The 25,062-nt window shown below is 39.0% G+C and carries 24 protein-coding genes; 14 read left to right on the top strand and 10 right to left on the bottom strand.

What is annotated here, in order from left to right:
- Nucleotides 1–15: 15 nt before the first annotated feature.
- Nucleotides 16–1,368 (bottom strand): hypothetical protein, encoded by a 1,353-nt coding sequence (locus tag KMHG_RS02775; RefSeq protein ID WP_010286692.1) that lies wholly within the window; start codon nt 1,366–1,368, stop codon nt 16–18.
- Between the two features lie 17 nt (nt 1,369–1,385).
- Entirely contained in the window at nt 1,386–2,048 is a 663-nt protein-coding gene (locus KMHG_RS02770) for a hypothetical protein (protein ID WP_010286691.1), read from the bottom strand.
- A 410-nt stretch (nt 2,049–2,458) separates the two neighbouring features.
- On the opposite strand from KMHG_RS02770, the gene KMHG_RS02765 reads away from it, so the two are divergent.
- A complete protein-coding gene (locus KMHG_RS02765; protein WP_010286690.1) occupies nt 2,459–3,229 on the top strand; it encodes a TerC family protein in 771 nt (256 codons plus the stop codon).
- 162 nt (nt 3,230–3,391) lie between these two features.
- Complete coding sequence (locus KMHG_RS02760; protein ID WP_010286688.1) at nt 3,392–4,750, top strand: TrkH family potassium uptake protein; 1,359 nt, start codon at nt 3,392–3,394, stop codon at nt 4,748–4,750.
- Between the two features lie 42 nt (nt 4,751–4,792).
- Here KMHG_RS02760 and KMHG_RS02755 read toward each other — a convergent pair whose 3' ends face one another.
- Entirely contained in the window at nt 4,793–6,514 is a 1,722-nt protein-coding gene (locus KMHG_RS02755) for a B12-binding domain-containing radical SAM protein (protein WP_010286687.1), read from the bottom strand.
- A gap of 134 nt (nt 6,515–6,648) precedes the next feature.
- On the opposite strand from KMHG_RS02755, the gene KMHG_RS02750 reads away from it, so the two are divergent.
- Complete coding sequence (locus KMHG_RS02750; RefSeq protein ID WP_010286685.1) at nt 6,649–7,098, top strand: MarR family winged helix-turn-helix transcriptional regulator; 450 nt, start codon at nt 6,649–6,651, stop codon at nt 7,096–7,098.
- Nucleotides 7,099–7,267: 169 nt separating this feature from the next.
- Here the strand turns inward: KMHG_RS02750 and KMHG_RS02745 are convergent, their stop codons facing one another.
- Nucleotides 7,268–7,465: a YkvS family protein gene (locus KMHG_RS02745; RefSeq protein WP_010286684.1), complete on the bottom strand. Its 198-nt coding sequence runs from the start codon at nt 7,463–7,465 to the stop codon at nt 7,268–7,270.
- Nucleotides 7,466–7,568: 103 nt separating this feature from the next.
- On the opposite strand from KMHG_RS02745, the gene ykzS reads away from it, so the two are divergent.
- Both ykzS and KMHG_RS02735 read left to right on the top strand, forming a co-directional pair.
- Nucleotides 7,569–7,757 (top strand): protein YkzS, encoded by a 189-nt coding sequence (gene ykzS / locus KMHG_RS02740; protein ID WP_010286683.1) that lies wholly within the window; start codon nt 7,569–7,571, stop codon nt 7,755–7,757.
- Nucleotides 7,758–7,868: 111 nt separating this feature from the next.
- Nucleotides 7,869–8,051 (top strand): aspartyl-phosphate phosphatase Spo0E family protein, encoded by a 183-nt coding sequence (locus tag KMHG_RS02735; protein WP_010286682.1) that lies wholly within the window; start codon nt 7,869–7,871, stop codon nt 8,049–8,051.
- Between the two features lie 85 nt (nt 8,052–8,136).
- On the opposite strand, the gene KMHG_RS02730 is transcribed toward KMHG_RS02735, so the two are convergent.
- Nucleotides 8,137–8,622, bottom strand: coding sequence for a GNAT family N-acetyltransferase (locus KMHG_RS02730; RefSeq protein ID WP_010286681.1), 486 nt, complete (start codon nt 8,620–8,622; stop codon nt 8,137–8,139).
- Between the two features lie 158 nt (nt 8,623–8,780).
- Between KMHG_RS02730 and KMHG_RS02725 the strand changes: the two genes are divergently transcribed.
- The 9 genes from KMHG_RS02725 (at nt 8,781) to KMHG_RS02685 (ending at nt 19,885) form a co-directional block, all read left to right on the top strand.
- Complete coding sequence (locus tag KMHG_RS02725) at nt 8,781–10,172, top strand: YfcC family protein (RefSeq protein ID WP_010286680.1); 1,392 nt, start codon at nt 8,781–8,783, stop codon at nt 10,170–10,172.
- Between the two features lie 287 nt (nt 10,173–10,459).
- Nucleotides 10,460–11,326, top strand: coding sequence for an NAD(P)-dependent oxidoreductase (locus KMHG_RS02720; RefSeq protein ID WP_187116261.1), 867 nt, complete (start codon nt 10,460–10,462; stop codon nt 11,324–11,326).
- 227 nt (nt 11,327–11,553) lie between these two features.
- Entirely contained in the window at nt 11,554–12,456 is a 903-nt protein-coding gene (locus tag KMHG_RS02715) for a chemotaxis protein (protein ID WP_010286678.1), read from the top strand.
- Between the two features lie 194 nt (nt 12,457–12,650).
- Nucleotides 12,651–14,189, top strand: coding sequence for a Ppx/GppA family phosphatase (locus KMHG_RS02710; protein WP_010286677.1), 1,539 nt, complete (start codon nt 12,651–12,653; stop codon nt 14,187–14,189).
- A gap of 2 nt (nt 14,190–14,191) precedes the next feature.
- Nucleotides 14,192–16,303: an RNA degradosome polyphosphate kinase gene (locus KMHG_RS02705; RefSeq protein ID WP_010286676.1), complete on the top strand. Its 2,112-nt coding sequence runs from the start codon at nt 14,192–14,194 to the stop codon at nt 16,301–16,303.
- Nucleotides 16,304–16,483: 180 nt separating this feature from the next.
- Nucleotides 16,484–16,921, top strand: a complete 438-nt coding sequence (gene cbpB, locus KMHG_RS02700) for a cyclic-di-AMP-binding protein CbpB (protein WP_010286671.1) — start codon at nt 16,484–16,486, stop codon at nt 16,919–16,921.
- A 76-nt stretch (nt 16,922–16,997) separates the two neighbouring features.
- The gene (gene ccpC, locus KMHG_RS02695; protein WP_010286670.1) at nt 16,998–17,894 is read left to right on the top strand and encodes a transcriptional regulator CcpC; all 897 of its coding nucleotides are present in this window, start codon (nt 16,998–17,000) and stop codon (nt 17,892–17,894) included.
- A gap of 93 nt (nt 17,895–17,987) precedes the next feature.
- On the top strand, nt 17,988–18,701 hold the full coding sequence (gene dapD / locus KMHG_RS02690; protein ID WP_010286669.1) for a 2,3,4,5-tetrahydropyridine-2,6-dicarboxylate N-acetyltransferase: 714 nt from the start codon (nt 17,988–17,990) through the stop codon (nt 18,699–18,701).
- A 59-nt stretch (nt 18,702–18,760) separates the two neighbouring features.
- A complete protein-coding gene (locus KMHG_RS02685; protein WP_010286668.1) occupies nt 18,761–19,885 on the top strand; it encodes an N-acetyldiaminopimelate deacetylase in 1,125 nt (374 codons plus the stop codon).
- A gap of 39 nt (nt 19,886–19,924) precedes the next feature.
- Here the strand turns inward: KMHG_RS02685 and KMHG_RS02680 are convergent, their stop codons facing one another.
- From KMHG_RS02680 to KMHG_RS02660, 5 genes are all read right to left on the bottom strand, one after another.
- On the bottom strand, nt 19,925–21,112 hold the full coding sequence (locus tag KMHG_RS02680) for an MFS transporter (RefSeq protein WP_010286667.1): 1,188 nt from the start codon (nt 21,110–21,112) through the stop codon (nt 19,925–19,927).
- A 170-nt stretch (nt 21,113–21,282) separates the two neighbouring features.
- Nucleotides 21,283–22,359, bottom strand: a complete 1,077-nt coding sequence (locus KMHG_RS02675; protein WP_010286666.1) for an ABC transporter substrate-binding protein — start codon at nt 22,357–22,359, stop codon at nt 21,283–21,285.
- Nucleotides 22,359–23,150, bottom strand: a complete 792-nt coding sequence (locus KMHG_RS02670) for an ABC transporter permease (protein WP_010286664.1) — start codon at nt 23,148–23,150, stop codon at nt 22,359–22,361. The genes KMHG_RS02675 and KMHG_RS02670 overlap by 1 nt, the downstream gene beginning before the upstream one ends.
- Entirely contained in the window at nt 23,137–23,961 is an 825-nt protein-coding gene (locus KMHG_RS02665) for an ABC transporter permease (protein WP_010286663.1), read from the bottom strand. The genes KMHG_RS02670 and KMHG_RS02665 overlap by 14 nt, the downstream gene beginning before the upstream one ends.
- Nucleotides 23,951–25,057 (bottom strand): ABC transporter ATP-binding protein, encoded by a 1,107-nt coding sequence (locus KMHG_RS02660; protein ID WP_010286661.1) that lies wholly within the window; start codon nt 25,055–25,057, stop codon nt 23,951–23,953. The genes KMHG_RS02665 and KMHG_RS02660 overlap by 11 nt, the downstream gene beginning before the upstream one ends.
- Between the last annotated feature and the right edge of the window lie 5 nt (nt 25,058–25,062).

The following is a 25,062-nucleotide window of genomic DNA, read 5'->3' as shown; positions in this document are numbered from 1 at the left end:
TTTTTGTATCGTTCATTATTTCGTTGATTGATGATTTGTCAATTGCGTATCAAGTTCACGCATATAATATAGCTGGGCATACGCAAAATTGTATAGTTCTTTCGCGTATCGCATCGTCGCCGTACTTTGACTATGACCTTTCACGATGATTTCGTTCTCTCTATGTACGAGTGTTTCAATGCTAGCTAAATGTTGTTGCACCGTTCGTTCTTCGACGTCGCGCCAAAAGATGAGTATTTGCTGGTTATTAAAGCTCACGATGACGCGTGAGTCGTCTAATAACTGGTTGATGCGTTGGACGAATGTTGAAAATGCAGGATCTGCGTCGGTTAGCTGTCCAATCATCACTACGGCGCAGTCGACTTTCGCTTGTTGCTGTAACCAGTCATTGACGACTTTAAAAGCACCTTTCGTACGATGAACACCAGTTGCCTCATCAAACGTTTGCGTCGCACGCTGGTCACGTGCTACGTGGCGTTGCGCATTCAGTAATGTAATATCGTCAATTTGTCGTTGCACATTACTATGTACGAGCGTGTCTAAAATATGAGAAGCGTGTGTAAAGTACAAGTCATCTTGTAAGGCGTCGGCTAAATGCATGCTGGCGCGTATCAGATGAACGACCTCTGCAATATGATTGTGTTTGAGTAATAAAGTGAGCGCTTGCTTCAAATATACTTTTGCAGCGAGATAATCGTGTTCATGCTCTGCAAGCAACGCTTTAGCGCGGTAATAGTGTGCATGATCTTTTACGAAACGCGTGTATTTCGATTGATCTAACGTTTGGCGACTGCGCGCTAAATATTTTTTAGCATGATCAAATGCACCGTTATGAATCAGGGCAATACTTAAATTCATTTCTAAACGTGATGCGAAAATCGAGTCGCGCATATTTTCATCTAAATGTGTCATGCCAATTAGCGCGTATTGAATCGCATGGTCGTATTGTTGAATTAACGTTGCTGTTGCACAAGCGCTACTAAAAGCGTCAATAATCGCAAGCTGATTCTCTTTTTCAAGCGCCATACGACATGCACGTTTTAAGACGTACATTGACTGTTGATAATAACCTTGATAATTATAAATAAACATTAAGTAAATGTTGAAAAACAATAAACATTGCTCATCTTTTAGGGCGTGGCATAAATATTCGTAGCGCTCAAAAAAGTGAAGTAAATGATCGTATTGTCCTAAGTTAGCGCTTGCCATCATCATATACCGTAGCATTTGTAATTCGATAAAGTCATTGTGCATTTCAATTGCTTGCTCATAATGTGTTGAAGCAAGTTGTCTCATCTCTTCGAAGGCGCCGATATGGCATAATTGTTCAAGTTGTTCGATTAATTGTGTATATTGTTGTTGATTCATCGTTATTCGCCTCCAGTCTAAACGTGATGCTTTTCGAACATACTCCATTGCGTGCGTGCTATACGATGCGCTTCTTTTAAATAGTCTTCTAAACTTGTAGGATGTTCATTCGTATATTTAATCATTTGACGAACAATTTTTCCTTGTAGTGCTGTAATTTCAGATGGAACAGGCTCAATCGTACTATATTTTTCTTCGAATAACGGGCGAATGTCAATTTGACCTATCGCAGTGTTTTCATTAATTTGTTTGGCGAGATCGGTACCTTGAAAAACGTCTTTAAACCATGTCATTAAGACGCGCGTAATTGCAAGTGCAGCGATGTAGGCACGATTTGGTTGATGTTGAATGGCCTCATCAATCGTTTCAAACGATACAGTTTCACGCACATTTTTTAATAAGAGATGACGAACGCTAAAAATCATATTCGTCAATGGCTCTTCAAAATAACTATCTTTCGGGCATGCTAACATAAAATAAAGGTCGCGTAATATGTCCCACGTTTGCATATGCTCGATGCTTTCATAATTCATCGTCGTCAACAATGGTGCATATTGAAATACTTGAGTTTTGAATTGCTCATAATGCTCGTCAGCCATTACGTAAAGGCTCGATTTTTGTGAGAAAAAAAACTCTAATGTCATATCCATGTTTTGTGTTAGTAATGGCAGCTTGTGCATAAACGTCCTCCATTGATTTAAATAATATTTCAAGTATAACAAACTGAAATCGCGCATCAACTAAATACAAGTAGATTGCGCAAGATAGTATATACGATGTGTATAACGGTAAAACCTGTATGTATATATACCCTTTTCGTATTCTATTTATAGATGTTTCATGCTATTTTTAGATTTTTATTTACATAATGTAGGCATTATTGTTATAATATATTTAACAACAAACAGAATACACTTTTGACATTCGTCAAGGGGGAGTAGCTATAGGACGCGTTCCTATACTTATAATCGTCAGTACATGATCTATTGAGAGATCATCGGTTATAAGAGCAACTTGGATTGCTTAGTGAGACCTTTGCCTTTATTTAGGCATGGGTCTCTTTTTGTTTGTTTAAAAAGGGGGAAAACACATGGAATTATTGTTAGAGTACGGCTGGGTATTATTAGTACTTGTCGCATTAGAAGGCTTATTAGCAGCCGATAATGCCGTCGTCATGGCTGTCATGGTAAAACATTTACCACGCAAACAGCAAAAGAAAGCGCTGTTTTACGGCTTATTAGGCGCATTCATTATGCGTTTCGCGGCATTATTTATGATTACGTTAATCGTTGAATTATGGTGGGTACAAGCAATCGGTGCTGCATATTTATTATTCATTAGTGCGAAAAACTTGTACGATTTACGAAAAGGGCATGATGATGACGACGTGCCGACAGAAGATGGAAAACCTGCGAAAAAAGGTTCTGGCTTCTGGATGACTGTCGTAAAAGTAGAGGCAGCCGATTTAGCGTTTGCTATCGACTCAATGCTTGCTGCAGTTGCATTAGCGGTTACATTACCGTACTGGGGCGATTGGGAAATTGGTGGCATTAACGGTGGTCAATTTACTGTTATGTTCTTAGGTGGCGTCATCGGTCTTGTTATTATGCGTTTCGCTGCACAAGCGTTCGTTAAGTTATTACAAAAATATCCACAACTTGAAACAGCGGCATTTTTAATTGTCGGCTGGGTCGGTGTGAAGCTAACGGTCATGACGCTTGCGCATAAAGATATCGGCGTGTTAGATGAACATTTCCCACATTCATTTGCTTGGAAAGCGATTTTCTGGACAGTATTAGTCGTTATCGCTGTTGGTGGTTATGTCATGGGTGTTCGTGGTGCAAAAAAAGCAGATCAATAATCGTTTTGACTCGGTACTACGGTATCGAGTTTTTTTGTGGTTTTAATCAATGAAAGAGGGAATAAGATATTGACAATTTCTTAAAGGAACACTGTCTTTCTTTTTCTAATTTTTTCTCCTACAATAGATTATTATGACGTTTTATTGAAAGGACTCGATTTTATGGGAGCAATTAAAAAAGTCAAAAAGCGTGCCACGCCCTTTCAAGCGATCGTTTCTTATTATTTTGTCGCGATGAGCGTCTCGTTTATGTTATTAAGTTTACCTGGTGTACATAAGCAAGGTGTAGACGTGTCATGGCTCGACAATTTATTTATGGCTGTGAGTGCTGTGAGTGTAACAGGCTTAACAGTCGTCGATATTTCTGAAACGTATTCGTTATTTGGCATTTTCATGTTGCTCGTCGTTTTGCAACTCGGCGCGATCGGCATTATGTCGGCTGGTACGTTTTTGTGGCTTGTCGTTGGGAAAAAAATTGGGTTACGCGAACGTCAACTCATTATGGTCGACCATAACCAATACAATTTATCTGGCGTTGTTCATTTAATTAAAGAAATTATTAAAATTTTACTGACGATTGAGATCATAGGCGCAGTCATTTTAACGACGTATTTTTACTTTACCGATTATTATGCGACGTTTTGGGATGCGCTATTAAATGGCGTGTTTAATGCCGTTTCTGCGACGACAAATGGTGGCTTTGACATTACAGGTCAATCACTTGTTGGCTTTAAAAATGATTATTTCGTTCAAGTGATTAATATGTTACTCATTACGCTTGGGGCGATTGGATTCCCAGTACTCGTTGAAGTAAAAGCATTTTTACGCCGTAAACCGAATAGCGTATTCCGCTTTTCGTTGTTTGCAAAAATTACGACCGTTACATATGCAGCGCTTTTCATCGGCGGGACAATCGTAATTTTATTCATTGAATCATTCCATTCATTTAAAGGAATGAGTTGGCACGAGGCGTTATTTGCGGCGATGTTCCAATCTGCGTCGACACGTTCAGGCGGTTTAACGACGGTTGATATTACGCAGTTCCATGAATCGACGGACATGTTTTTAAGTTTTATGATGTTCATAGGAGCATCTCCAAGCTCTGTCGGCGGGGGGATTCGAACGACGACATTCGCACTAGCAGCACTATTTTTATATAATTTTGCGCGTGGTAAAGAAGACATTCAAGTGTTCAAACGTGAAATATATTTAGTCGACGTTCATCGTTCTTACGCTGTTATTTTATTAGCGAGCATGATGGTATTAATTTCAACGATGGTATTATCGGTGACAGAAAAAAATGCGTCACTCATTCAAATCGTATTTGAAATTACCTCTGCGTTCGGTACGTGTGGGATGTCACTCGGCCTAACAGAAGAACTATCGACATTCGGCAAAATTGTCGTCATGTTGCTCATGTTTATCGGACGTGTCGGCTTGATTTCATTCTTATATTCACTCGGTGGGAAATCTGAAAAGCCAAAATATCATTATCCGAAAGAACGTGTCATTATCGGATAAACAAAAAAACGCTACCTTGTTAGGCAGCGTTTTTTTTGTGCATTAAATCATTTTAAAATGTGTTTGGCCAGATGGTTCGAAGTACGTTAATAAGTAACTTTCTTTTGCAACGAACTTACCGTCATGCGCAGCGTCTACGTCGATATGACAAGGAACGATTAACGTATGTTTGAATAAGTCTTTCGCCGTTAACCCGAAGCGTACAGAAGCATCTTCGTTTGCTAACAGTTGGTCGTATAGTGGACGTGTTTCATCTTTTGATAATGCGTTCGTCCACCATACTTTACGTGGGAAGAAGCGTTGTGCATCGAAGTAATCTAATTGCATGAAGTTTTCAACGATACGCGTATCAACGCCACCACGTTTTTCAAGGAAGCCTAAAAGACGTGTGAATAAATCTTCTAATTGGTGACCGATTTTCGACCAACCTTGCTCGTCCCAATACGTACCGAATTCTTGGAAGAAGTCGAATGGTGAATCAAATACTTCTTCAACTAAATATTCAATCGTACGATTCATACGGTGGTCGTTCCAATATTTTTCTAAAATATCTTCAGTTTGTTTAATACGTAAAATTTCGTCGAACGTTAAGACGTTGTTTGAGAAAATTTCGTACGGTGCTAAATCAATATAGTCGTAGCCATATTTTTCAGCGTCGATACGTAATCCTGTACCGCGCAGTAATTTTAAGAAACCGAGTTGTAATTCTTCTGGGCGCATCGCAAATACGTCGTTGAACGTTTTACGGAAGCTCATGTAATCTTCTTCAGGAAGACCGGCGATTAAGTCTAAATGTTGGTCGATTTTACCGCCATCTTTCACCATCGTTACGGTACGTTTTAGCTTTTCGAAGTTTTGACGACGCTTCACGAGGTCATTCGTTTCATCATTTGTCGATTGCACGCCGATTTCGAAACGGAACAATCCTTTCGGTGCGTTTTCATTTAAGAAATCAATAACTTCTGGACGCATAATGTCGGCTGTAATTTCAAATTGGAACACGACACCTGGTTTATGTTCGTCAATTAAAAATTGGAACATTTCCATTGCGTAACTACGGCTAATGTTAAACGTACGGTCAACGAATTTAATCGTACGTGCACCGTTTTCCATTAAGTAACGAATGTCTGCTTTGACGTTTTCGCGGTTGAAGTAACGAACGCCGACTTCAATTGATGATAAACAAAATTGGCAGTTGAATGGACAACCACGGCTTGTTTCAATATAAGCGACGCGTCCTGGAATATGTTTTTTATCTTCTTCAAAGCGATAAATACTTGGCATGTTACGAAGGTCTGCTTTTGGCGCAGCTGCGTGAATTTTTACTTTGCCGTCTTCAAGATAGCAAACACCAGGAACGTCTTCTAACGGAATTTCACCGTGTAAATGTTGTAATAATTTTTTGAATGAAATTTCACCTTCACCCATTAAAATGTAGTCGACTAAACCGTCTAAGCGACGTAGCCAGTCGTGTACGTCATACGATACTTCTGGACCACCAAGAACGATTTTCGTATGAGGGCTTACTTTACGTAGCATACGGATGACATGAATTGTTTCTTCGATGTTCCAGATATAACAGCTAAAGCCAACGATATCGGGCTTTTTCTGATATAAGTCAGAAACGATATTAAATGATGGGTCCTTAATTGTATATTCAGCTAGTTCAGGATCAAACTCCGGTCTAGCGGCAGCTTTTAAATAGCGAATGGCAATATTCGTATGAATATATTTGGCATTCAGTGTTGCGAGTACAGTTTTCAATGTAGAAACTCCTTTTAACTTTTTGTGAGAGATATAAATAGTGTATCAACAAAGACTTCGTTATACAAACTCGTTTTGACAAAGCATTTTCGAAATCGCTATAATAAGTCTAATTGAATGAAAAGGATGATCTTATGACTGCGTCAGAAGAAATAAAACAATCGTTAAAGCTATATGTCGTGTTATCGCGTGCACAGAAAGCAATTAACGAAGTAACGAATGAATTTTTCCAACAAAATAATTTAAACCCGACAGAGTTCGCAGTGTTAGAATTGCTGCATCATAAAGGTCGTCAGCCTTTGCAACAAATTGGACAAAAAATTTTACTTGCAAGTGGTTCGATTACGTATGTCATTGATAAATTAGAAAAACGAGGCTATTTGAAGCGCCAAGCATGCGCGAATGATCGTCGTGTCACATATGCGGAAATTACTGAAGCAGGTGCAGATTTTATGAACACACTGTTTCCAACGCATGAAGCACAAATGCATACGTTAATGGAAGCTCTCACACCTGAAGAAAAGGACCAATGTATTACACTTCTTAAGAAACTTGGCCTATCTATTAAAAATTTATCGTATTAAAAGTAGGAACTCGTGCAATGCCGAGTTCCTCTTTGTTTAGATATATCCCACGAAAAATGTGCCAAAAAATAGTAAAATGTGAACGATTAACGATTGAGGGAAAAGGAAATATAATAAGAAAGAAAAGAAAAACCGCCTATTATAGACGGTTTAGAATATTCATATGAAATTATGCTTTTAAGGATTGCGTTGAGATTACTTTATAACGTCGATGGTTGACGACCGTACGTTCTTCTAAATCAAGGCTACGGAAATTGTCCATATATGTTAAATTAACAATAACAGAGTTTTCATTTACCTTTTCAACGATCCCTTGAAGTCCATCTCCAAATTCAATGATATTTCCTAATTCTGCTCTTTCAGCCATTAACAACAACCCCTTATCGATAATATTGTAAACAATTTTGCATGAATTTGGATAAAAAGTAAAATGAAAACTGTGATTTTTGATAAAAAGGAAGTAATTGTAAATGAAAGACTATAGTAAATTACTAGATGACTTAAAAAATGGCGTCATTTCTTCAATTGATGTCGATAAAAATGAATTTTATGAAATAAGAGAAGTACTGATTAAACGAGAAGATTTTAAACATTTTAGAGGTATTGCTAAGCAGGGTGGTTTTGTATCCTACGTTTATTCAATCGAAGGTAGAAGTTAGAAAGTCGAATATTGTCGAAAATTTCATCTCCGAAAATGTGGAAATAATAGTATAATAATGAACGTTGAGAAATTGCGTTATTTTTTGCGCCCAGAAAAGGAGGATGGAGTAATGATGTCTGATACGATTTTAAAAAAATTGGAAGTCACAAGAGAAAAAATGATTCAATCAGGTCTAGAAAAAGGATTTTTGAACGATGAAACCATCCGTCTAAGTGAAAAACTTGACCAGCTTCTTAATTTATACCAGTTCCATACAACGAATGAAACGAAAGATTATGATCAAATCGATTAATATATAACGAAAGCCCACACGATTGTGTGGGCTTTTTCTTATGCTGAATATTAAGAGTATTATGAGTTTCTTCTATAATATATGTTTATCTCTGAAATTGTAAAACTGTTCCTCGTTGTGTATGGTGATGATGCGTCATAACTTCGTGTGTAATTTCTACAAATCCATGATGCATCCAAAAGCGTTTAGCTGCAACGTTGTCATCGAGCACAACGAGTCTAATTTTTGTCAGTGGGGGTGCAAGTTCTTGTTGGAGTTGTGTAACGATTGTAGCGCCTAGACCGCGCCCTTGATAAAGCGGGTTTAACAATAGTAACCCTATATAGAGCGTATCCGCTGTTGGATATGCAGTTATATAAATAAGTATACCGACTAATTGTTCATCTAAGTCGATTAATACGACGTGATGTTGTGTTGGCGATACGCCTTCAGGAAGTAGCGATACGTCGTGCCAAACATCTTGAATTGTCGCCATTTGTCCAGTTGCTAACTGGAAATAGGCTTCATTTTTTTCATATAGTGAAAAAACTTCTTCGATACGTTCGGGCGTGAAATCATGAAATTGTAGCATACATATACACCTTTCTTGTAATAATATGAGCAACGAAAAAACTTTGCTTATGTTTCGTAATAAAAGCTTGTATAAAAATCTAATAGTATGTATAATTATTTTTGTTTTCTAAGAAAAATTAAGTCATAATATACATGTTATAGAGGAGTTACATTTAAATGAAAAAAGAGAAAAAAGGTCTAGCTGGTGGTATTAATGCATACGTATTAATCTTTGCGCTGTTAGTGATTTCAGCGATTATGACGTATATCGTACCAGCTGGTCAATATGAAACAGTTGAAAAAGACGGTCGTAACATTATCGTTGCCGACTCGTTCAAATTTATTGAAAATACACCGGTAAGCTTTTTAAATATTTTCACGAGCATTCATGAAGGTATGGTCAATGGTGCTGGTACGATTTTCTTCGTATTAATCATCGGTGGGGTATTCGGTATTATGAATGCAACAGGTGCACTTGATACGTTCATCGTTGCGTTTGCACAAAAAATGCAAAACAAAGAAAAATTAATGATCCCAGTGTTCGTATTATTCTTCGGCGTTTGTGGTGCAACAATGGGTATGAGTGATGAAGTAGCGGTTTACGTTGCATTAATCGTTCCATTAACAATTGCATTAGGTTTTGATGCTGTCACAGGTTTCGCCATCGTCGTGATGGGCGCTTGGATGGGTTTCACAGCAGGTTTCTTAAACCCATTCTCAACAGCTGTTGCACAAGGTATTGCAGAATTACCAACATTCTCAGGGATGACAATGCGTTTAGTTGTCTTTGTCATCTTCGTGATTATGGCGTCATATTTCATTTATCGCCACGCGTCAAAAGTACAAAAAAATCCGGAGCTAGGTATTTACGGTAAATTCGATAAATTTAGCCCGAAAGATAAAGATCCAAATGTCAAAATGACATTACGCCACAAACTAGTATTAACAGTGTTCTTATTAAACTTCGTCGTACTAATTTTAGGTGTTAAATTATACGAATGGTACATTCCAGAATTAGCAGGTCTATTTTTACTAGCAGGTATTATTATGGGTATCGTTGGTGGCTTAAGTCCATCAGGTATCGCTGATAACTTCGTGAAAGGTGCAAGTGAATTAATCGGTGGTGCATTAATTATCGGTTTAGCACAAGCTGTCCTTGTCGTTTTCCAAAACGGTGGTTTATTAGATACGATGTTACACTACATGAGTAATATGCTTGAAGGTGTACCATCAGCACTAACAGCTGTTGCGATGATGTTCATCCAAATGGTTATCAACTTCTTAGTACCATCTCAAAGTGGTCAAGCGGCATTAACGATGCCGATTATGGCGCCACTTGCAGATCTTGTAGATGTGACACGTCAAACAGCAGTTCTTGCATTCCAATTAGGTGACGGTATCGCTGCACTATTATTCCCAACGAACGGTGCGTTAATCGCTGCACTTGCGGTTGCAGGTATTCCATGGAATAAATGGGTACGTTGGTACTTCCCATTCTTCATTGCACAAGTCGTTGTAAGTATCATTATTTTAATCGTAGCACACTATACAAACTATGGACCATTCTAACGAATGACACGAGGCTGGGACATAAGTGTAAAAACATCATCTCAAATGAGCATAAGAAAAACCGGAATCGCGCTGTGGCGCGGTTCCGGTTTTTTGTTGCGAACGTTAAAAAAGGAAAATGAAATGTTTTGTCCCAGTCTCTTCTTATGTTTTGAATCAAATGAATCGGGAATATGATAGAAGAACACAGCAACAATCTCATTTCCCCTTTCTTGAAGAGGTTTGACAGACGCGACTGCGCATGTTGAATCTCGCTTTTTTTGTTACAATAAGAAAAAAAGGGAGGAATTGGCATGAACATCACGTTTATCGGTACAGGGGTTATGGGACAAGGGATTATTCAACATTTTTTAGCAGCGGGTCATACTGTACATATTTATACACGTACGAAAGCGAAAGCGCAGACGCTTATAGAACGAGGTGCGCAGTGGTATGAAACGGCAGCAGCAGCGAGTCAGCATGGTGACGTTATTTTCACGATGGTCGGATATCCGAAAGATGTAGAAGAAGTATATTTTGGTGAAACAGGGATTTTCACCGCGGCAACAGCAGGGAAAATCGTTGTCGATATGACGACGTCACAGCCAGCGCTTGCAAAACGTATTGCAGCGCATGCTAAAACACTTGGTATGCAAGCACTTGATGCACCGGTATCTGGTGGTGACATCGGTGCACAAAACGGTACGCTTTCGATTATGGTTGGCGGAACGCAAAGCGCATTTGATGCAGTGTATCCATTGTTTGAAACGATTGGCCAAAACATTCGTCTACAAGGTCCGGCGGGGAGTGGCCAACATACGAAAATGTGCAATCAAATCGCCATCGCAACGAATATGATAGGGGTGTGCGAATCGATTGCGTATGGCAAGGCAGCAGGTTTAAATATGGATAGTGTACTAACGTCTATCGCAACAGGTGCTGCGGGCTCATGGTCGTTAAGCAATTTAGCGCCACGCATGTTAAAAGGCGACCAGGCACCAGGATTTTATATTATGCATATGATTAAAGACATGGGTATCGCGTTGGAAGAAGCGGAACGTATGAATTTAAAACTGCCAGGACTTGAAATGGCAAAAGCGATGTACGATGAATTATCGACGCGTGGCTATGATTTAAACGGTACGCAAGCGTTAATTGATTGGTACGAAAAATAAAAATATGCTTTAGGCACTTAAAAAGTGATGAAATCATACGATGTAAAAAAGTATTAAACATCGAACGTGTGTATAAAATAACTTGTGAAAAAATGGCTAATAAGTCAAAAGATACGGGAAATACGACATTAGACGTGTATGGATATCGTGAAAATTGTCTATATTGTCAAGTATGCCTATGATACAATAGACGTAATCAAAAATGTGCCTGAGGGGGCGATTGCTTAATGGAAAGTAACAAAGGAATTTTGTTAGAAAGCGGTACGAATGAACTTGAAATTGTAGAATTTGAAGTAGCTTCTAACAAATTTGGGATTAACGTTATTAAAGTAAAAGAAATTATTCAGCCAATTCCTGTTACGTTTATTCCGCATGCTCACCCGCATGTGGAAGGTATCGTACAGTTGCGTGGCGAAGTACTACCGGTCGTTAATATGCAAAAAGTACTTGGCGTGCCAACCCAAAACTATAGCGAACAACAAAAATATATCGTCGCAGAATTCAATAAACAAAAAGTCGTTTTCCACGTAGATAACGTGACGAAAATCCACCGTATTTCATGGGATCAAATTGAAAAACCATCAGATATGTACCAAGGTGGCGGTTCACAAGTTATCGGTGTTATTAAACGTGAAGATACGATGTTATTATTGTTAGACTTTGAACGTATTATGGTCGACATTAACCCAGAATCAGGAATCCGTTTAGAGTCTGTGAAAAAACTAGGCGAACGTAGCCGTAGCGATAAAAAAATCGTCGTTGCAGAGGATTCACCGTTATTACGCAAACTATTAAACGATACGCTTACTGAAGCTGGTTATACGAACATTGATTTCTTCGAAAATGGTAAAGATGCGTACGATTACTTAGCATTTAGCGCAACACGTGGGGACATTGCAGATTATGTACAACTTGTTGTAACAGATATCGAAATGCCTCAAATGGACGGTCACCATTTAACGAAAAAAATCAAAACGGACGCAGAACTTCAAAAATTACCAGTCATTATCTTCTCAAGTTTAATTACAGATGATTTACGCCATAAAGGTGTAGAAGTCGGTGCAGAAGAACAAATTAGTAAGCCGGAAATTGCTGAACTTATTTTAAAAATTGACGAATACGTATTATAATAACGATAACGAAAAAAGCCGGAATTTATTTCCGGCTTTTTCTATACCTATTGCTGTACAAATCGATGTATAGTGTGAAAAAACTATTGTAATTTCTCACAAATACGTCAATGAATTATCGCAGTATCAATACAAATAGATGGGTAAAAAGTATACAGTAGAAGTAAAGCCAACACAGTAAAGGACGTGCCAATATGATAGCATATAAAACAGCCATTATCGACATCGGTTCAAATACTGTGCGTCTCGTTATTTATCAATACGAGCAACGTACAGGCTTAAAAGAAATAGAAAATGTAAAGGCAGTTGCGCGCTTACGTAGTTTCATTGATGAAACGGGAATGCTTGCAGAAGAGGGGATTATGCGCCTTGAAAATATTTTACGTTCATTCCGCGAAATTTTAGAGGATTACAATATTGAATACGTACGTGCGATTGCGACAGCTTCGATTCGACAAGCGAAAAATGGACAACGTATTTTAATGCGTATGAAACAAGCGGTAGACGTTGATATTGAATTACTTTCAGAAACACAAGAAGCTTTTTATGGGTATTACGCTGTCGTTCATACGACGTCAACGCCTTCTGGAGTGACGATTGATATGGGTGGCGGTAGTACAGAGCTGACGTATTTTGACGAAAAAGAAATTATGCAATCGATTAGTTTACCATTCGGTTCCGTATCGTTAAAACAGCAATTTGTATCAGGTGAAATAATGAATGAACAAGAACGTCAACGTGTTTATGATTTCGCGCGTGCGCAATTTGAAGCGATTGAATGGTTGAAAAATCTACAATTGCCTGTTATCGGTATCGGTGGGAGCGCAAGAAACATGGCGACATACGATCAACATCGTAAAAATTATCCACTATCAGGTGTGCATCAATATCGTATTACACGTGAAGATTTTATCGATATTGCGAATAAACTAACGTCGTTATCTTTGAGCCAATTGCAAAAATTAGACGGTTTATCAAGTGACCGCGCTGATATTATCGGCCCTGTTATTGAAGTATTTCACGCATTGATGGACGTCGTTGGGGCGCAAAAATTCCAATTTAGTCGCAAAGGTTTGCGTGAAGGCCTTGTCATTCACCGCATTTTAAAGCAACATCCACATGCTTTTGATCGCTATGATGTCTTTTCAACGACTGCTAAATTTTTATGTGCAGAGTTTGGGAAAGATGATGGTCAAATTAAACACCATGAGTATTTAGCAAAAATGTTGTATCAACAATTGGCCGACTTAAACTTCATGGATGCGCAACCGCAAAATATGCGCTATTTATCAGATGCTGCCAAAGTTTATTTTATCGGTGAATATATTGATAAAGATGCGGCAAGTCAGCATACGTTCTATATTTTATCGAACCGTGCAATCGATGGATTAAATCATAAAGAACGTTTGCGACTCGCATTGCTTGCATCTTATAAAAATAAAGATAATTTTAAACGGTACGTCTCACCATTTACGGCTTGGTATTCACCAGATGAATTAAAAACGTATCAAGAACTCGGCTCGATTTTAAAATTCACATATGCGCTAGATGCGACGAAACGAAATGTTGTACGTAAAATGCGTCTTTTCGATAAAGGGGATTTTGTAGAGATGCATATTTACACGAACAGCAATTCACTTGCGGAACAATACCGTTCGAATCGTCAAACGAAACATTTAGAGCGCGTCGTGAAAAAGCCGATTCATTTACACTTTATAGAAGAGGAAGGATAAGTATGGAGAAGTTAGCTACATTAGAAGAAATTGCATTACCGAAATATTACAATAATCGAGAATTAAGTTGGTTGGCATTTAATGAGCGCGTATTAGAAGAAGCGGAAGATGAACGCAATCCGTTATTAGAACGTCTTCGTTTTTTGGCGATTTTCAGCTCTAATTTAGATGAGTTTTTTATGGTGCGCGTAGCCGGTCTTCAAGACCAAGTGAAAGCTGGATTTCATAAGCCGGAAAATAAATCAGGGTTAACACCGAAAGAACAGCTTGCACGTATTGAAGCACGTACGCGTCAATTAATTACACGTCAAATGGATGTGTATAAAGAGCTTGTATTAGACCAATTGCCGAAAGAGGGCGTCTACATTCAAAAAGTATCAGAACTAACGGAGGCGCAAAAACAGTACGTTCAACAATATTTTGAAGAGATTATTTTCCCAGTATTAACACCGATTGCGGTCGATGCATATCGTCCATTTCCGACGTTGTTAAATAAAACGCAAAATTTAATCGTGCTATTAGAACGTGAAGATGAACCAGATGAAGAGTTGCGTGAAAAAATGGCAATCGTGCAAGTGCCTTCTGTATTAGACCGTTTTATTAAAGTACCTTCAACACCGGACGAAATTCGCGGAGTACTGTTAGAAGAAGTTATCGTACAAAACATTGAAGATATGTTCCGTGGTTATAAAGTACGTTCTGTGCAAGCGTTCCGTTTAACGCGTAATGCCGATTTGACGATTCACGAAGAAGGGGCACGTGATTTATTAGTCGAAATTGAAAAAGAACTGAAAAAACGTAAATGGGGTGCAACGACACGCATCGAAGTACGTTCAGGGGAAATGGATGAAAATGTACTGGAGTTTTTATTAGAAGAACTTGAAGATTGGGATGCGCAAATTTTCCGTTTAGATGGACCGCTGGATTTAACATTTTTATTCGGTTTTTGTAAAATGATTGCAGAAGGTCGCGAGCAGTTAGAGTATGAAAGTTTCATTCCTCAAGTCCCATTGTCACTTGAATCAGATGAAGATTTATTTGAGAAAGCACTTAAAGAAGATTTATTTTTCCACCATCCGTACGAATCGTTCCAACCGATTGTCGATTTCGTTACCGAAGCGGCGAGTGATCCAGACGTACTTGCGATTAAGCAAACGCTCTATCGTGTCAGTGGGAATTCACCGGTTATTCACGCATTGAAACAAGCAGCTGAAAATGGCAAACAAGTGACGGTACTCGTTGAATTGAAAGCGCGATTTGATGAAGAAAATAACGTGCATTGGGCGAAGGAATTAGAGCAAGCGGGCTGCCTCGTTATTTACGGTATGCACAATTTAAAAACGCACTCGAAAATCACCCTCGTCGTACGTAAACGTCAAGGACATATCGAGCGCTTCGTTCATCTCGGTACGGGTAATTATAACGATGCAACGGCAAAAATTTATACGGACATGGGCATTATTACAGCGAATAAAAAAATCGGTAACGACGCGACAAATTTCTTTAATTATTTAAGTGGCTATACAGAAAAACCAGATTTCGGTCATTTAGTCGTGTCACCGTTTGATATTCGCGATGCGTTTATTGAATTAATCGACGAAGAAATTGCGTTCCAACAACAGTTTGGTAATGGCTATATTCGTGCAAAAATGAACTCGCTCACGGATAAAGATTTAATTATGAAATTGTATGAAGCATCGATTGCAGGGGTGCGCATTGAATTGATGATTCGCGGTATTTGTTGCTTGCGTCCAGGTATCCCAGGCATTAGTGAAAACATTACGGTAAATAGCATCGTCGGTCGCTTTTTAGAACACTCACGCATTTATTGGTTCCATCATAACGGTGCGAACAAATTGTATTTATCATCAGCCGATATGATGACACGCAATATGATTAAACGCGTTGAAATTTTATTCCCAATTTTTGATGAGGTCATTAAAACGCGTATTATGGACGCTGTACGACTAGAATTATCGGACAACGTTAAAGCACGCTTGCAAGATGCAAATGGTGTCTATCATTATAAAAAGCCAAAACAAGGTGAAAAAGAAATTGATAGCCAAGCGATTTTCTTGAAGCAAGCATACCGCGTGTTAAACGACGAAGAATAAATTACCAAAATAGGAATCGCTCAATTTACGGTTCTTTTTCGTATGTATTATTTTGCTAATATTTGTATGAAAATGCTATTTGGAGACGTTTTAATTAGGGAGAATGTACGTTTCTATGATATGATAAAATGGAAAACAATATCAAAATTTTTAACAAATAGATAGAAGGGGTAGAGGGATATGATTTCTTTGAGCAAACAAGAATTTTTAGATATGCCCGTAGAAGAGTTTATCATTCCTGCTGAAAAAGTAGCGCACGTTCAACTCGGCAATGATGTCGAACATGCACTACTCGTTCTCACGAAGAGTGGTTACTCGGCGATTCCCGTACTCGATCCAACTTTCCGATTTTGTGGTCTCATTAGTGCGCGTATGATTATGGATTCCATTTTAGGCTTAGAACGTATCGAATACGATAAATTAGCGGACCGTAAAGTGAATGACGTGATGGACGAAAACATTGCGACATTAAATATTCATGAAACATTCCAAAAAGCATTAGATTTAGTCATTAACCATGCGTTTTTATGTGTCATTGATGACGACGGTACATTCGTCGGCATTATGACGAGACGTGTCATTTTAAAACAGTTGAAAAAATACGTATATCAATCTTAAACATTCAGAGGCATCTATTGGTGCCTCTTTTTTCATGCTCTGATAGAATAGAGGTAAGAAGCAAGGAGTGAATGGCATGACTACGTCTGAAGCAGAAATTATGAAAATCCTCGCAGAAGAAGGCAATATGCGCCGTGCTGCGGAGCGATTATTTTTATCACAGCCCGCACTATCACAGCGCCTCCAAACGATTGAAAAAGATTGGGGAGCGAAGTTGTTTTTACGTTCGCAAAAGGGACTAACAGCGACGCCAGCAGGGGAACTCGTTATCCAATATGCGAACGAAATGATTACCCGTCGCGAAGAAGTATTTGAAACGTTGCAAGCATTAAATTCGAAAGTACACGGTACGCTGAAAATCGCCTGTGCATCAATCGTTGGTCATACGTGGTTGCCGAAAGTATTAAAAGAATTCGTTACGCAATATCCTGATGCGAAAGTATCTTTAATTACAGGATGGAGCTCTGAAATTTTAAAAGCGATTTATGAAGGTGAAGCGCATATCGGCATTATTCGTGGAAACACCGACTGGAAAGGTCCGAAAGAACATTTATTCCGCGATACGCTTTATTTAGTCGATACGGAAATTGAAACGCTGGAAGAAGTGTTTGAAACAGAACGTCCATTTATTCAATTTAAAAGTGACTCGAACTACTTCCAAGAAATCCAACAATGGTGGCAACGTCATTTTACGTCGAATCCGAAACATCAAATTTTAGTCGATCAAATTGAAACGTGTAAACAGATGGCGCTCAATGGGATTGGCTATGCAATCTTACCGTCGATTACGTTAAGCGGACATGAAAACATTCATAAAATTAATTTGAATGCAGATACACAAGACTTTGAACTGACACGTGATACGTGGCTCATTGGTTATGAATCATCGTTACAACTACGCCAAGTGCAAGCATTTACCGATATTGTGAAACAACAAGCGCAATGTTTATACAATTATTCTAGTCAGAAATAGCGAATAATATGATTTTTCCGACAATTTAATGTAATTTATTCCGAAATCATGTACAATGGAACATATTTGTATACATAGGAGGAATTCGTTACGATGGAAAAGCTAAACGCGCAAGAAATTATCGCATATTTATCAAATGCAGAAAAACAAACACCTGTAAAAGTTTATGTAAAAGGTGAAGGTGTTGCAGCACTAGACTTCGGTGCGAACAGTAAAGTATTTGGCGAAGGCAACAGCGCTGTTGTATTCGGTAATTGGCAAGAAGTTGAGCCGGCTTTAGAAGCAAATAAAGCAAAAATTGAAGATTACGTGATCGAACATGATCGTCGTAACTCAGCGGTACCAACACTTGATCTTAAAGGTATCAACGCTCGTATTGAGCCAGGTGCGACAATTCGCGACCAAGTGACAATCGGCGAAAACGCTGTAATCATGATGGGCGCAACAATTAACATCGGTGCAGAAATCGGCGCACGTACAATGATCGATATGAACGCGGTTCTTGGCGGCCGTGCAACAGTCGGTGAAGATTGTCACGTTGGTGCGGGTGCGGTCCTTGCAGGCGTGATCGAGCCACCAAGTGCTGATCCAGTTATTTTAGAAAATAACGTTTTAATTGGTGCGAATGCAGTCGTGTTAGAAGGCGTTCATATCGGTGAAGGTGCTGTCGTTGCAGCAGGTGCAATCGTTACAGAAAACGTACCAGCTAACACAGTCGTTGCAGGTGTACCAGCACGCGTCATTAAAAAAATTGATGATAAAACGAAATCTAAAACTGAAATTATGCAAGACTTACGTAAAATTTAATAAAGGAGTCGTCTCGAAGTTTTTTTGAGGCGGCTTTTTTAATATAGGGGCGGGGAAATATGAAAACGTTAGTAGACATTCGAAGAGATTTACATCAAATTCCTGAAATCGGGTTTCAAGAATTTAAAACACAGCAATATTTATTAGACTTTATCGATCATGTAAAACAACCTTATTTCCGTGTAGAAACGTGGCGTACAGGTATTATTTTAACGATTGAAGGGAAAAATCCACAGTTGAAAATCGGTTGGCGTACAGACATTGATGCGCTTGCGATCACGGAAGAAACAGACTTATCATTTGCATCGAATCACCCAGGATTTATGCATGCATGTGGTCATGATTGTCATATGACGATTGCGCTCGGTCTCGTGCGTGACTTTGCAAACGAACAACCAGACAATACGATCATCATTTACTTCCAACCAGCAGAGGAGAGCCCAGGTGGTGCGAAACCGATGCTCGCTTATATGAAAGCGGAACGACCTGAACTAGTGCCAGATTACATATTTGCTTGCCATGTCGCGCCAGAATATCCAGTCGGTACAGTTGCGACACGTCCTGGTATGTTATTTGCGAATACGTCGGAGTTATTTATCGATTTAAAAGGACAAGGCGGTCACGCCGCACGCCCACATTTAACGAAAGATATGACCGTCGTTGCTGCCAATTTGATTTTACAATTGCAAACGATTGTGAGCCGTAATGTCGACCCACTTGATAGCGGTGTCGTGACGATCGGTAAAATGACGAGTGGCGTTGTCCAAAACATTATCGCTGAAAATGCACGTTTAGAAGGTACGATTCGTACGATGTCTGCGGAATCGATGGCGTTAATTAAAGAGCGTATTATGAAGCTATGCAAAGCGACAGAGCTTGCTTACGACTGCCAAGTGACGATTGATTGGGGTTCAGGCTACTATCAAGTGTATAACGATGAAACGTGTGCACGCGCGCTATTAGACTATGCTGAAGCGCAAGACGGTATTACCGCATTAGAATGTGATGCCGCAATGACTGGTGAAGATTTTGGCTTCTTCTTAAAAGAATTACCAGGTGCGATGTTCTGGGCTGGTGCGAATACACCGTACGGCTTACACGATGCACGTATGAGTCCAGATGAAGCGTTATTAGATGCGAACGTCGCTTACGTTGCAGGTTTTTTACGTCAATTTAAAGCATAATAAAAGCGAGCATACGTCATTGTATGCTCGCTTTTTTCGTTACTGCTTAACAGGCGTATCCGATAAAGCAGGGTGTTGGCGTGTCCACATATATAAAATGAAGAAGCCGCCAACTAAAATAATAGCGCCCAAAATAAATGGTGCATGAATGTGCCAATCAAGTAGTGTCCCTGCAATCGCTGGGCCAATCATATTGCCGAGCGACATATAAGACGTGTTCATCCCAGCCGCAAAGCCTTGTTCGTTACCTGCTGATTTTGAGACGAGTGTATTAATCGCTGGACGAATAAGCGTCGTTGCAATTTGGAAAATCGTTGCGACGAATAAAATGAGGAAGAAGCCACTTACGAAAATCATACCGATAAATGAAATGGCGGCGATGATTAAGCTCCATAAAACGATTTTTAATTCGCCGAAACGTTTGAACAAACGACCGAGAAAGACACCTTGAATAATAACGCCGGCAAAACCGCCAACAGTCATAACGATCGCGATATCGTTTGGTGTATAAGCGAATTTATTCGTTAAAAACATCGATAACGTCGCTTGAAAATTCGAAATGCCGAATGAGAATACGAAGACGACGATTAACATGACGAAGTACGGTGCTTTTGTCGAACGAATTAATTCTTTAATAATATTGTTAGAACCTTTTTGTGCAATTGCGACAGGTTTCGTTTTTGGTAATAATACGAGCGCTAAAAATGAAGTTACAATGGCAGCGCCACCAGCAGCAAAGAATGGGAAGTGCAAGTCTACATTCGACAATGCGCCACCGATACCTGGGCCAATCATAAAGCCGAATGAAATCGCCGCGCCGATTAAGCCCATCGCTTTCCCGCGTTCTTCTGTCGTCGTAATATCTGCGGCATAAGCCATAACAGGTGGCATAATAAATGCTGCGCCGATTCCTGTTAAGAAGCGCCATAAAAATAGTTCAAATAAATGCGTTGATAAGCCGAAGCCGATTTGTGCGGCGCCGTTTAAAATAAGACCAAAAATAATCAGCTTTTTACGTCCGATTTTATCGGATAAATTTCCTGCAAGTGGTGAGAAGATAAATTGTGCAAAGGCGATGATTGCAATGATAAAGCCAAGCACTTGGCCACCTGCATTAAATCCTTTTAAATAAGCTGGCATAATTGGAATGATTAGCCCGATACCACTCATCGTAATAAACATAATGAACATGAGTAAAATAAGGGCAAGACGATTGTGTTTGTTCATAGATTGCCACCTTTTGTCATTTTCTTTATTCCGATTATAGACTGTCCATCGGATGAGACGCAACGAAACGTGCTCAAGTTCAGTATAAAGTCGTAGAAATCTATTTGGAACATATACATATTATTAAAAAGGCCTTACACTCGTTAAAAAGTGTAAGGCTTTATGAGTTGTTATTGAAGGGACATTTTAAATTTTAGGAATAACTCATTGTATTCACCGATTTTTTCTTTCCCTAAGTTTTGATAAACGTGTAGGTTTTTACGTACTTCTGCAGAAGGGTAATAACGTTCATCCGATGTTACTTCTTTATCTAATAAATCGAGCGCTGCTTTATTCGGTGTTGAATAACCAACGTAATCCGCATTTTGTGCGGCGTTTTCAGGGTCTAACATAAAGTTCATAAATTTATGCGCACCTTCTACATTTTTAGATGTTTTCGGAATAACCATGTTATCGAACCATAAGTTCGAACCTTCTTTCGGAACGGCATATGTTAAATCTTCATTGTCATACATCATATCCGCTGCTTGACCAGACCACGTAAGGGCAACAGAAGCGTCGCCATTCACCATTAATTGTGTTACTTCATCACCGATAACCGCTTTGACGTTCGGTGATAGATCGATTAATTTGTCTGTCGCTTTGTTTAACTCATTCGAGTCTTTTGAGTTGAGTGATAAGTTCATACTATTCAAACTCATACCCATCACTTCGCGCGCACTATCGACAAGCAATACTTTCCCTTTTAATGACGGGTCCCACAGTTGGTCCCAAGAAGAGAAGTCTAAGTCTTTTTGAAGCATTTTTGGGTTGTATACAACACCGACCGTACCCCAGAAGTAAGGAATTGAATATTCATTATTTTTATCGAAATCTAAATCTAAAAAATCTTGATCGATATTTTTTAAGTTTGGAATTTTGTCATGATCGACTTTTAATAAAAGATTTTTTTCTTTCATTTGTTCAATCGTATATTCCGATGGTACAGCGATATCGTAATTCGTACCGCCTTGTTCCACTTTCGTAATCATCGCTTCATTTGAATCAAACGTTTCATACACGACGTGGATACCTGTTTCTTTTTCGAATTTTTTTAGTAGGGCAGGGTCGATATATTCGCCCCAGTTATAAACGGTTAAAACATCTGAACCTGCTTTTGATGAATTCGAATCGAGTGATTTAGTTGCGTACATAAGTAGTGCACAGACGATAACGATGGCAATTGTCGCTTTCACAAGACCTTTCATTATTTACGCACTCCTTTCACTTTACGCATTGTCACGAAGTAGTAACCGAGTACAAGTAACATCGTCACAGCGAATACAAGACCGCTAATGGCGTTAACTGTTAACGATACGCCGGCACGTGCCATTGAGTAAATTTCAACTGATAATGTTGAGAAACCATTACCTGTAACGAAGAACGTTACGGCAAAGTCATCTAATGAATACGTTAATGCCATGAAGAAACCAGCGAAAATCCCTGGTTGGATGTATGGCAAGATAACGCGTGTTAACACTTCTTTACGAGAAGCACCTAAGTCGCGTGCCGCATCGATTAATGAATTCGACATTTCTTGGATTTTTGGTAAAACCATGATAACAACAATTGGAATACTGAAGGCGATATGACTTAGTAATACCGACATAAAGCCAAGTTTTAAGCCAATCATCGTGAATAAAATTAAGAACGAAGCCCCGATAATAACGTCAGGACTAACGATTAAAATGTTGTTTAGTGATAATACAGTATTACGCAGTTTACGATTACGTAGCATTTGAATGCCGATTGCACCCATCGTACCGATAATCGTTGCAAATAACGCAGATAATAACGCGACAACGACCGTATTTAATAAAATGACGACGAGACGATTATCTGCAAAAATATCTTTATAGTGACTCAGTGTGAATGACTTAAAGTTCGTCATCGAATCACCGCTATTGAACGAATAGAAAATCAAGAAGAAAATCGGTGCGTACAACACGATGAATACGAGTGCTAAATAAGCTTTTGAGCCTTTACTAATTTTTCCCACCGCGCGCAGCTCCTTTCTTTTTCTTCTCGCCTGTAAACGCCATAATGATAAACATGAAAATGATTAAGAATACGGCGATCGTTGAACCCATTCCCCAGTTTTGCGTTACGAGGAATTGTTGCTCAATTGCTGTACCGAGCGTAATAACGTGGTTACCCGCGATTAAACGTGTAATCATGAATAGTGATAAAGAAGGGATAAATACAGCTTGAATCCCTGCTTTAATGCCATCCATCGTTAATGGAATCATGACGCGGCGTAACGTATACATACGAGAAGCACCTAAATCACGTGATGCATCTAATAGGGCAGGGCTTAATTTATCAATCGAGTTGAATAACGGTAAAATCATAAACGGAATAAAAATGTAGACCGATACGAATACGAAACTTGCGCTCGTAAACAAAATTTGTTGTTTTTCAATGCCGATTGCTGATAAGAAAGCGTTGATCGGGCCTGATTGACCGAAAATGCCGATGAATGCATACGTTTTTAATAGTAAGTTAATCCATGATGGAATGATGATTAACATTAACCAAAGTTGTTTATTTTTTAAACGAGAAATAATGAACGCTGCCGGATACGATACGATTAAACAAACGAGTGTTACTAAAAAGGCATACCAGAACGAGCTTAGCGTCATTTTTAAATAAACAGGTGTTAAAAAGTTTTTATAGTTTTCAAGTGTGAAGTTGCCTTCTAAATCAAGCAATGAATAGTAGCCAACGAGTAAGATTGGTGCGATGACAAATAAAGCTATCCATACGTAATATGGAACGAGCGTTAAACTACCCCCGCGCTTATTTTGCATGCTCTTCATCTCCATAAGATTCTAAGCGGGCATCAAACTCCGCCTCTGTTTCGTTCATACGCATAATGTGAATCGCATCTGGTTCAAAGTCTAAGCCGATTTTTGCACCAACATCAGCTTTTTTCAATGAATGAATTAACCACTCTTTACCGTTTTCATCGTACGTTGAAAGTTCGTAGTGAACGCCACGGAATAATTGTGTTTCAACCGTTACGGCGATTTTACCTTCTTCAACAGAAGTGATGACTAAATCTTCAGGGCGTAACACGACGTCTACTTTCTCATGTGGGTTTAACCCTTGGTCGACACATTCGAACGTTTTGCCGTTAAATGTTACTTCAAAGTCGCGTTCCATAATACCGCTAACGATATTTGATTCGCCGATAAAGTCTGCAACGAAGCGGTTGATTGGTTCGTCGTAAATGTCTACTGGAGAACCACTTTGTTGAATCATTCCTTCACTTAAGACGAAGATTTCATCACTCATTGCAAGTGCTTCTTCTTGGTCATGCGTAACGAATACGAATGTTTTTCCTAAACGTTGTTGCAATTCACGTAGTTCATATTGCATTTCTGTACGTAATTTTAAATCAAGTGCTGATAGTGGTTCATCTAATAGGATGATTTCTGGATCGTTGACGATGGCGCGTGCAATTGCAACGCGTTGACGTTGACCACCAGACATTTCTTGAATTTCTCGTTCGCCATAACCAGCTAAGTTGACGAAGCGAAGTGCTTCTTCTACACGTTCTTTAATTTCTTTTTCTTTTACCTTTTGAATACGTAAGCCGAATGCGACGTTTTCAAATACGTTTAAATGCGGGAATAGCGCATAGTCTTGGAAAACGGTATTCACGTGACGTTCATTGGCCGGTACGTTGTTAATTTTTTCACCATTGAAATAAATATCGCCTTTAGATGGCTCCATGAAACCAGCGATGAGGCGTAAAATGGTTGTCTTACCACATCCAGAAGGACCTAATAACGTATAAAATTTTCCGCGCTCCATTTCAAAACTAATGTCTTTTAAAACGACTGTTCCGTCGTTGTACGATTTTGATACGTGATCAAAACGAATAATTGTGTCTTGTGACATATTGA

Origin of the sequence: Kurthia massiliensis, from assembly GCF_000285555.1 — a bacterium.
GTDB classification, from domain to species: Bacteria; Bacillota; Bacilli; order Bacillales_A; family Planococcaceae; genus Kurthia; species Kurthia massiliensis.
The sequence above is the reverse complement of the archived record's forward strand: the minus strand, read 5'-3'. Positions and strand labels throughout refer to the sequence as shown.

Bases quoted from the DNA above. Each gene is read 5' to 3' on its own strand.
- KMHG_RS02665 (WP_010286663.1), bottom strand. From the start codon at position 23,961: ATGCAAAATAAGCGCGGGGGTAGTTTAACGCTCGTTCCATATTACGTA.
- KMHG_RS02680 (WP_010286667.1), bottom strand. From the start codon at position 21,112: ATGAACAAACACAATCGTCTTGCCCTTATTTTACTCATGTTCATTATG.
- KMHG_RS02735 (WP_010286682.1), top strand. From the start codon at position 7,869: ATGATGTCTGATACGATTTTAAAAAAATTGGAAGTCACAAGAGAAAAA.
- KMHG_RS02745 (WP_010286684.1), bottom strand. From the start codon at position 7,465: ATGGCTGAAAGAGCAGAATTAGGAAATATCATTGAATTTGGAGATGGA.
- ccpC (WP_010286670.1), top strand. From the start codon at position 16,998: ATGACTACGTCTGAAGCAGAAATTATGAAAATCCTCGCAGAAGAAGGC.
- KMHG_RS02725 (WP_010286680.1), top strand. From the start codon at position 8,781: ATGAAAAAAGAGAAAAAAGGTCTAGCTGGTGGTATTAATGCATACGTA.
- cbpB (WP_010286671.1), top strand. From the start codon at position 16,484: ATGATTTCTTTGAGCAAACAAGAATTTTTAGATATGCCCGTAGAAGAG.
- KMHG_RS02715 (WP_010286678.1), top strand. From the start codon at position 11,554: ATGGAAAGTAACAAAGGAATTTTGTTAGAAAGCGGTACGAATGAACTT.
- KMHG_RS02685 (WP_010286668.1), top strand. From the start codon at position 18,761: ATGAAAACGTTAGTAGACATTCGAAGAGATTTACATCAAATTCCTGAA.
- KMHG_RS02660 (WP_010286661.1), bottom strand. From the start codon at position 25,057: ATGTCACAAGACACAATTATTCGTTTTGATCACGTATCAAAATCGTAC.
- KMHG_RS02705 (WP_010286676.1), top strand. From the start codon at position 14,192: ATGGAGAAGTTAGCTACATTAGAAGAAATTGCATTACCGAAATATTAC.
- KMHG_RS02760 (WP_010286688.1), top strand. From the start codon at position 3,392: ATGGGAGCAATTAAAAAAGTCAAAAAGCGTGCCACGCCCTTTCAAGCG.
- KMHG_RS02750 (WP_010286685.1), top strand. From the start codon at position 6,649: ATGACTGCGTCAGAAGAAATAAAACAATCGTTAAAGCTATATGTCGTG.
- KMHG_RS02770 (WP_010286691.1), bottom strand. From the start codon at position 2,048: ATGCACAAGCTGCCATTACTAACACAAAACATGGATATGACATTAGAG.
- KMHG_RS02765 (WP_010286690.1), top strand. From the start codon at position 2,459: ATGGAATTATTGTTAGAGTACGGCTGGGTATTATTAGTACTTGTCGCA.
- ykzS (WP_010286683.1), top strand. From the start codon at position 7,569: ATGAAAGACTATAGTAAATTACTAGATGACTTAAAAAATGGCGTCATT.
- KMHG_RS02710 (WP_010286677.1), top strand. From the start codon at position 12,651: ATGATAGCATATAAAACAGCCATTATCGACATCGGTTCAAATACTGTG.
- KMHG_RS02730 (WP_010286681.1), bottom strand. From the start codon at position 8,622: ATGCTACAATTTCATGATTTCACGCCCGAACGTATCGAAGAAGTTTTT.
- KMHG_RS02675 (WP_010286666.1), bottom strand. From the start codon at position 22,359: ATGAAAGGTCTTGTGAAAGCGACAATTGCCATCGTTATCGTCTGTGCA.
- KMHG_RS02775 (WP_010286692.1), bottom strand. From the start codon at position 1,368: ATGAATCAACAACAATATACACAATTAATCGAACAACTTGAACAATTA.
- dapD (WP_010286669.1), top strand. From the start codon at position 17,988: ATGGAAAAGCTAAACGCGCAAGAAATTATCGCATATTTATCAAATGCA.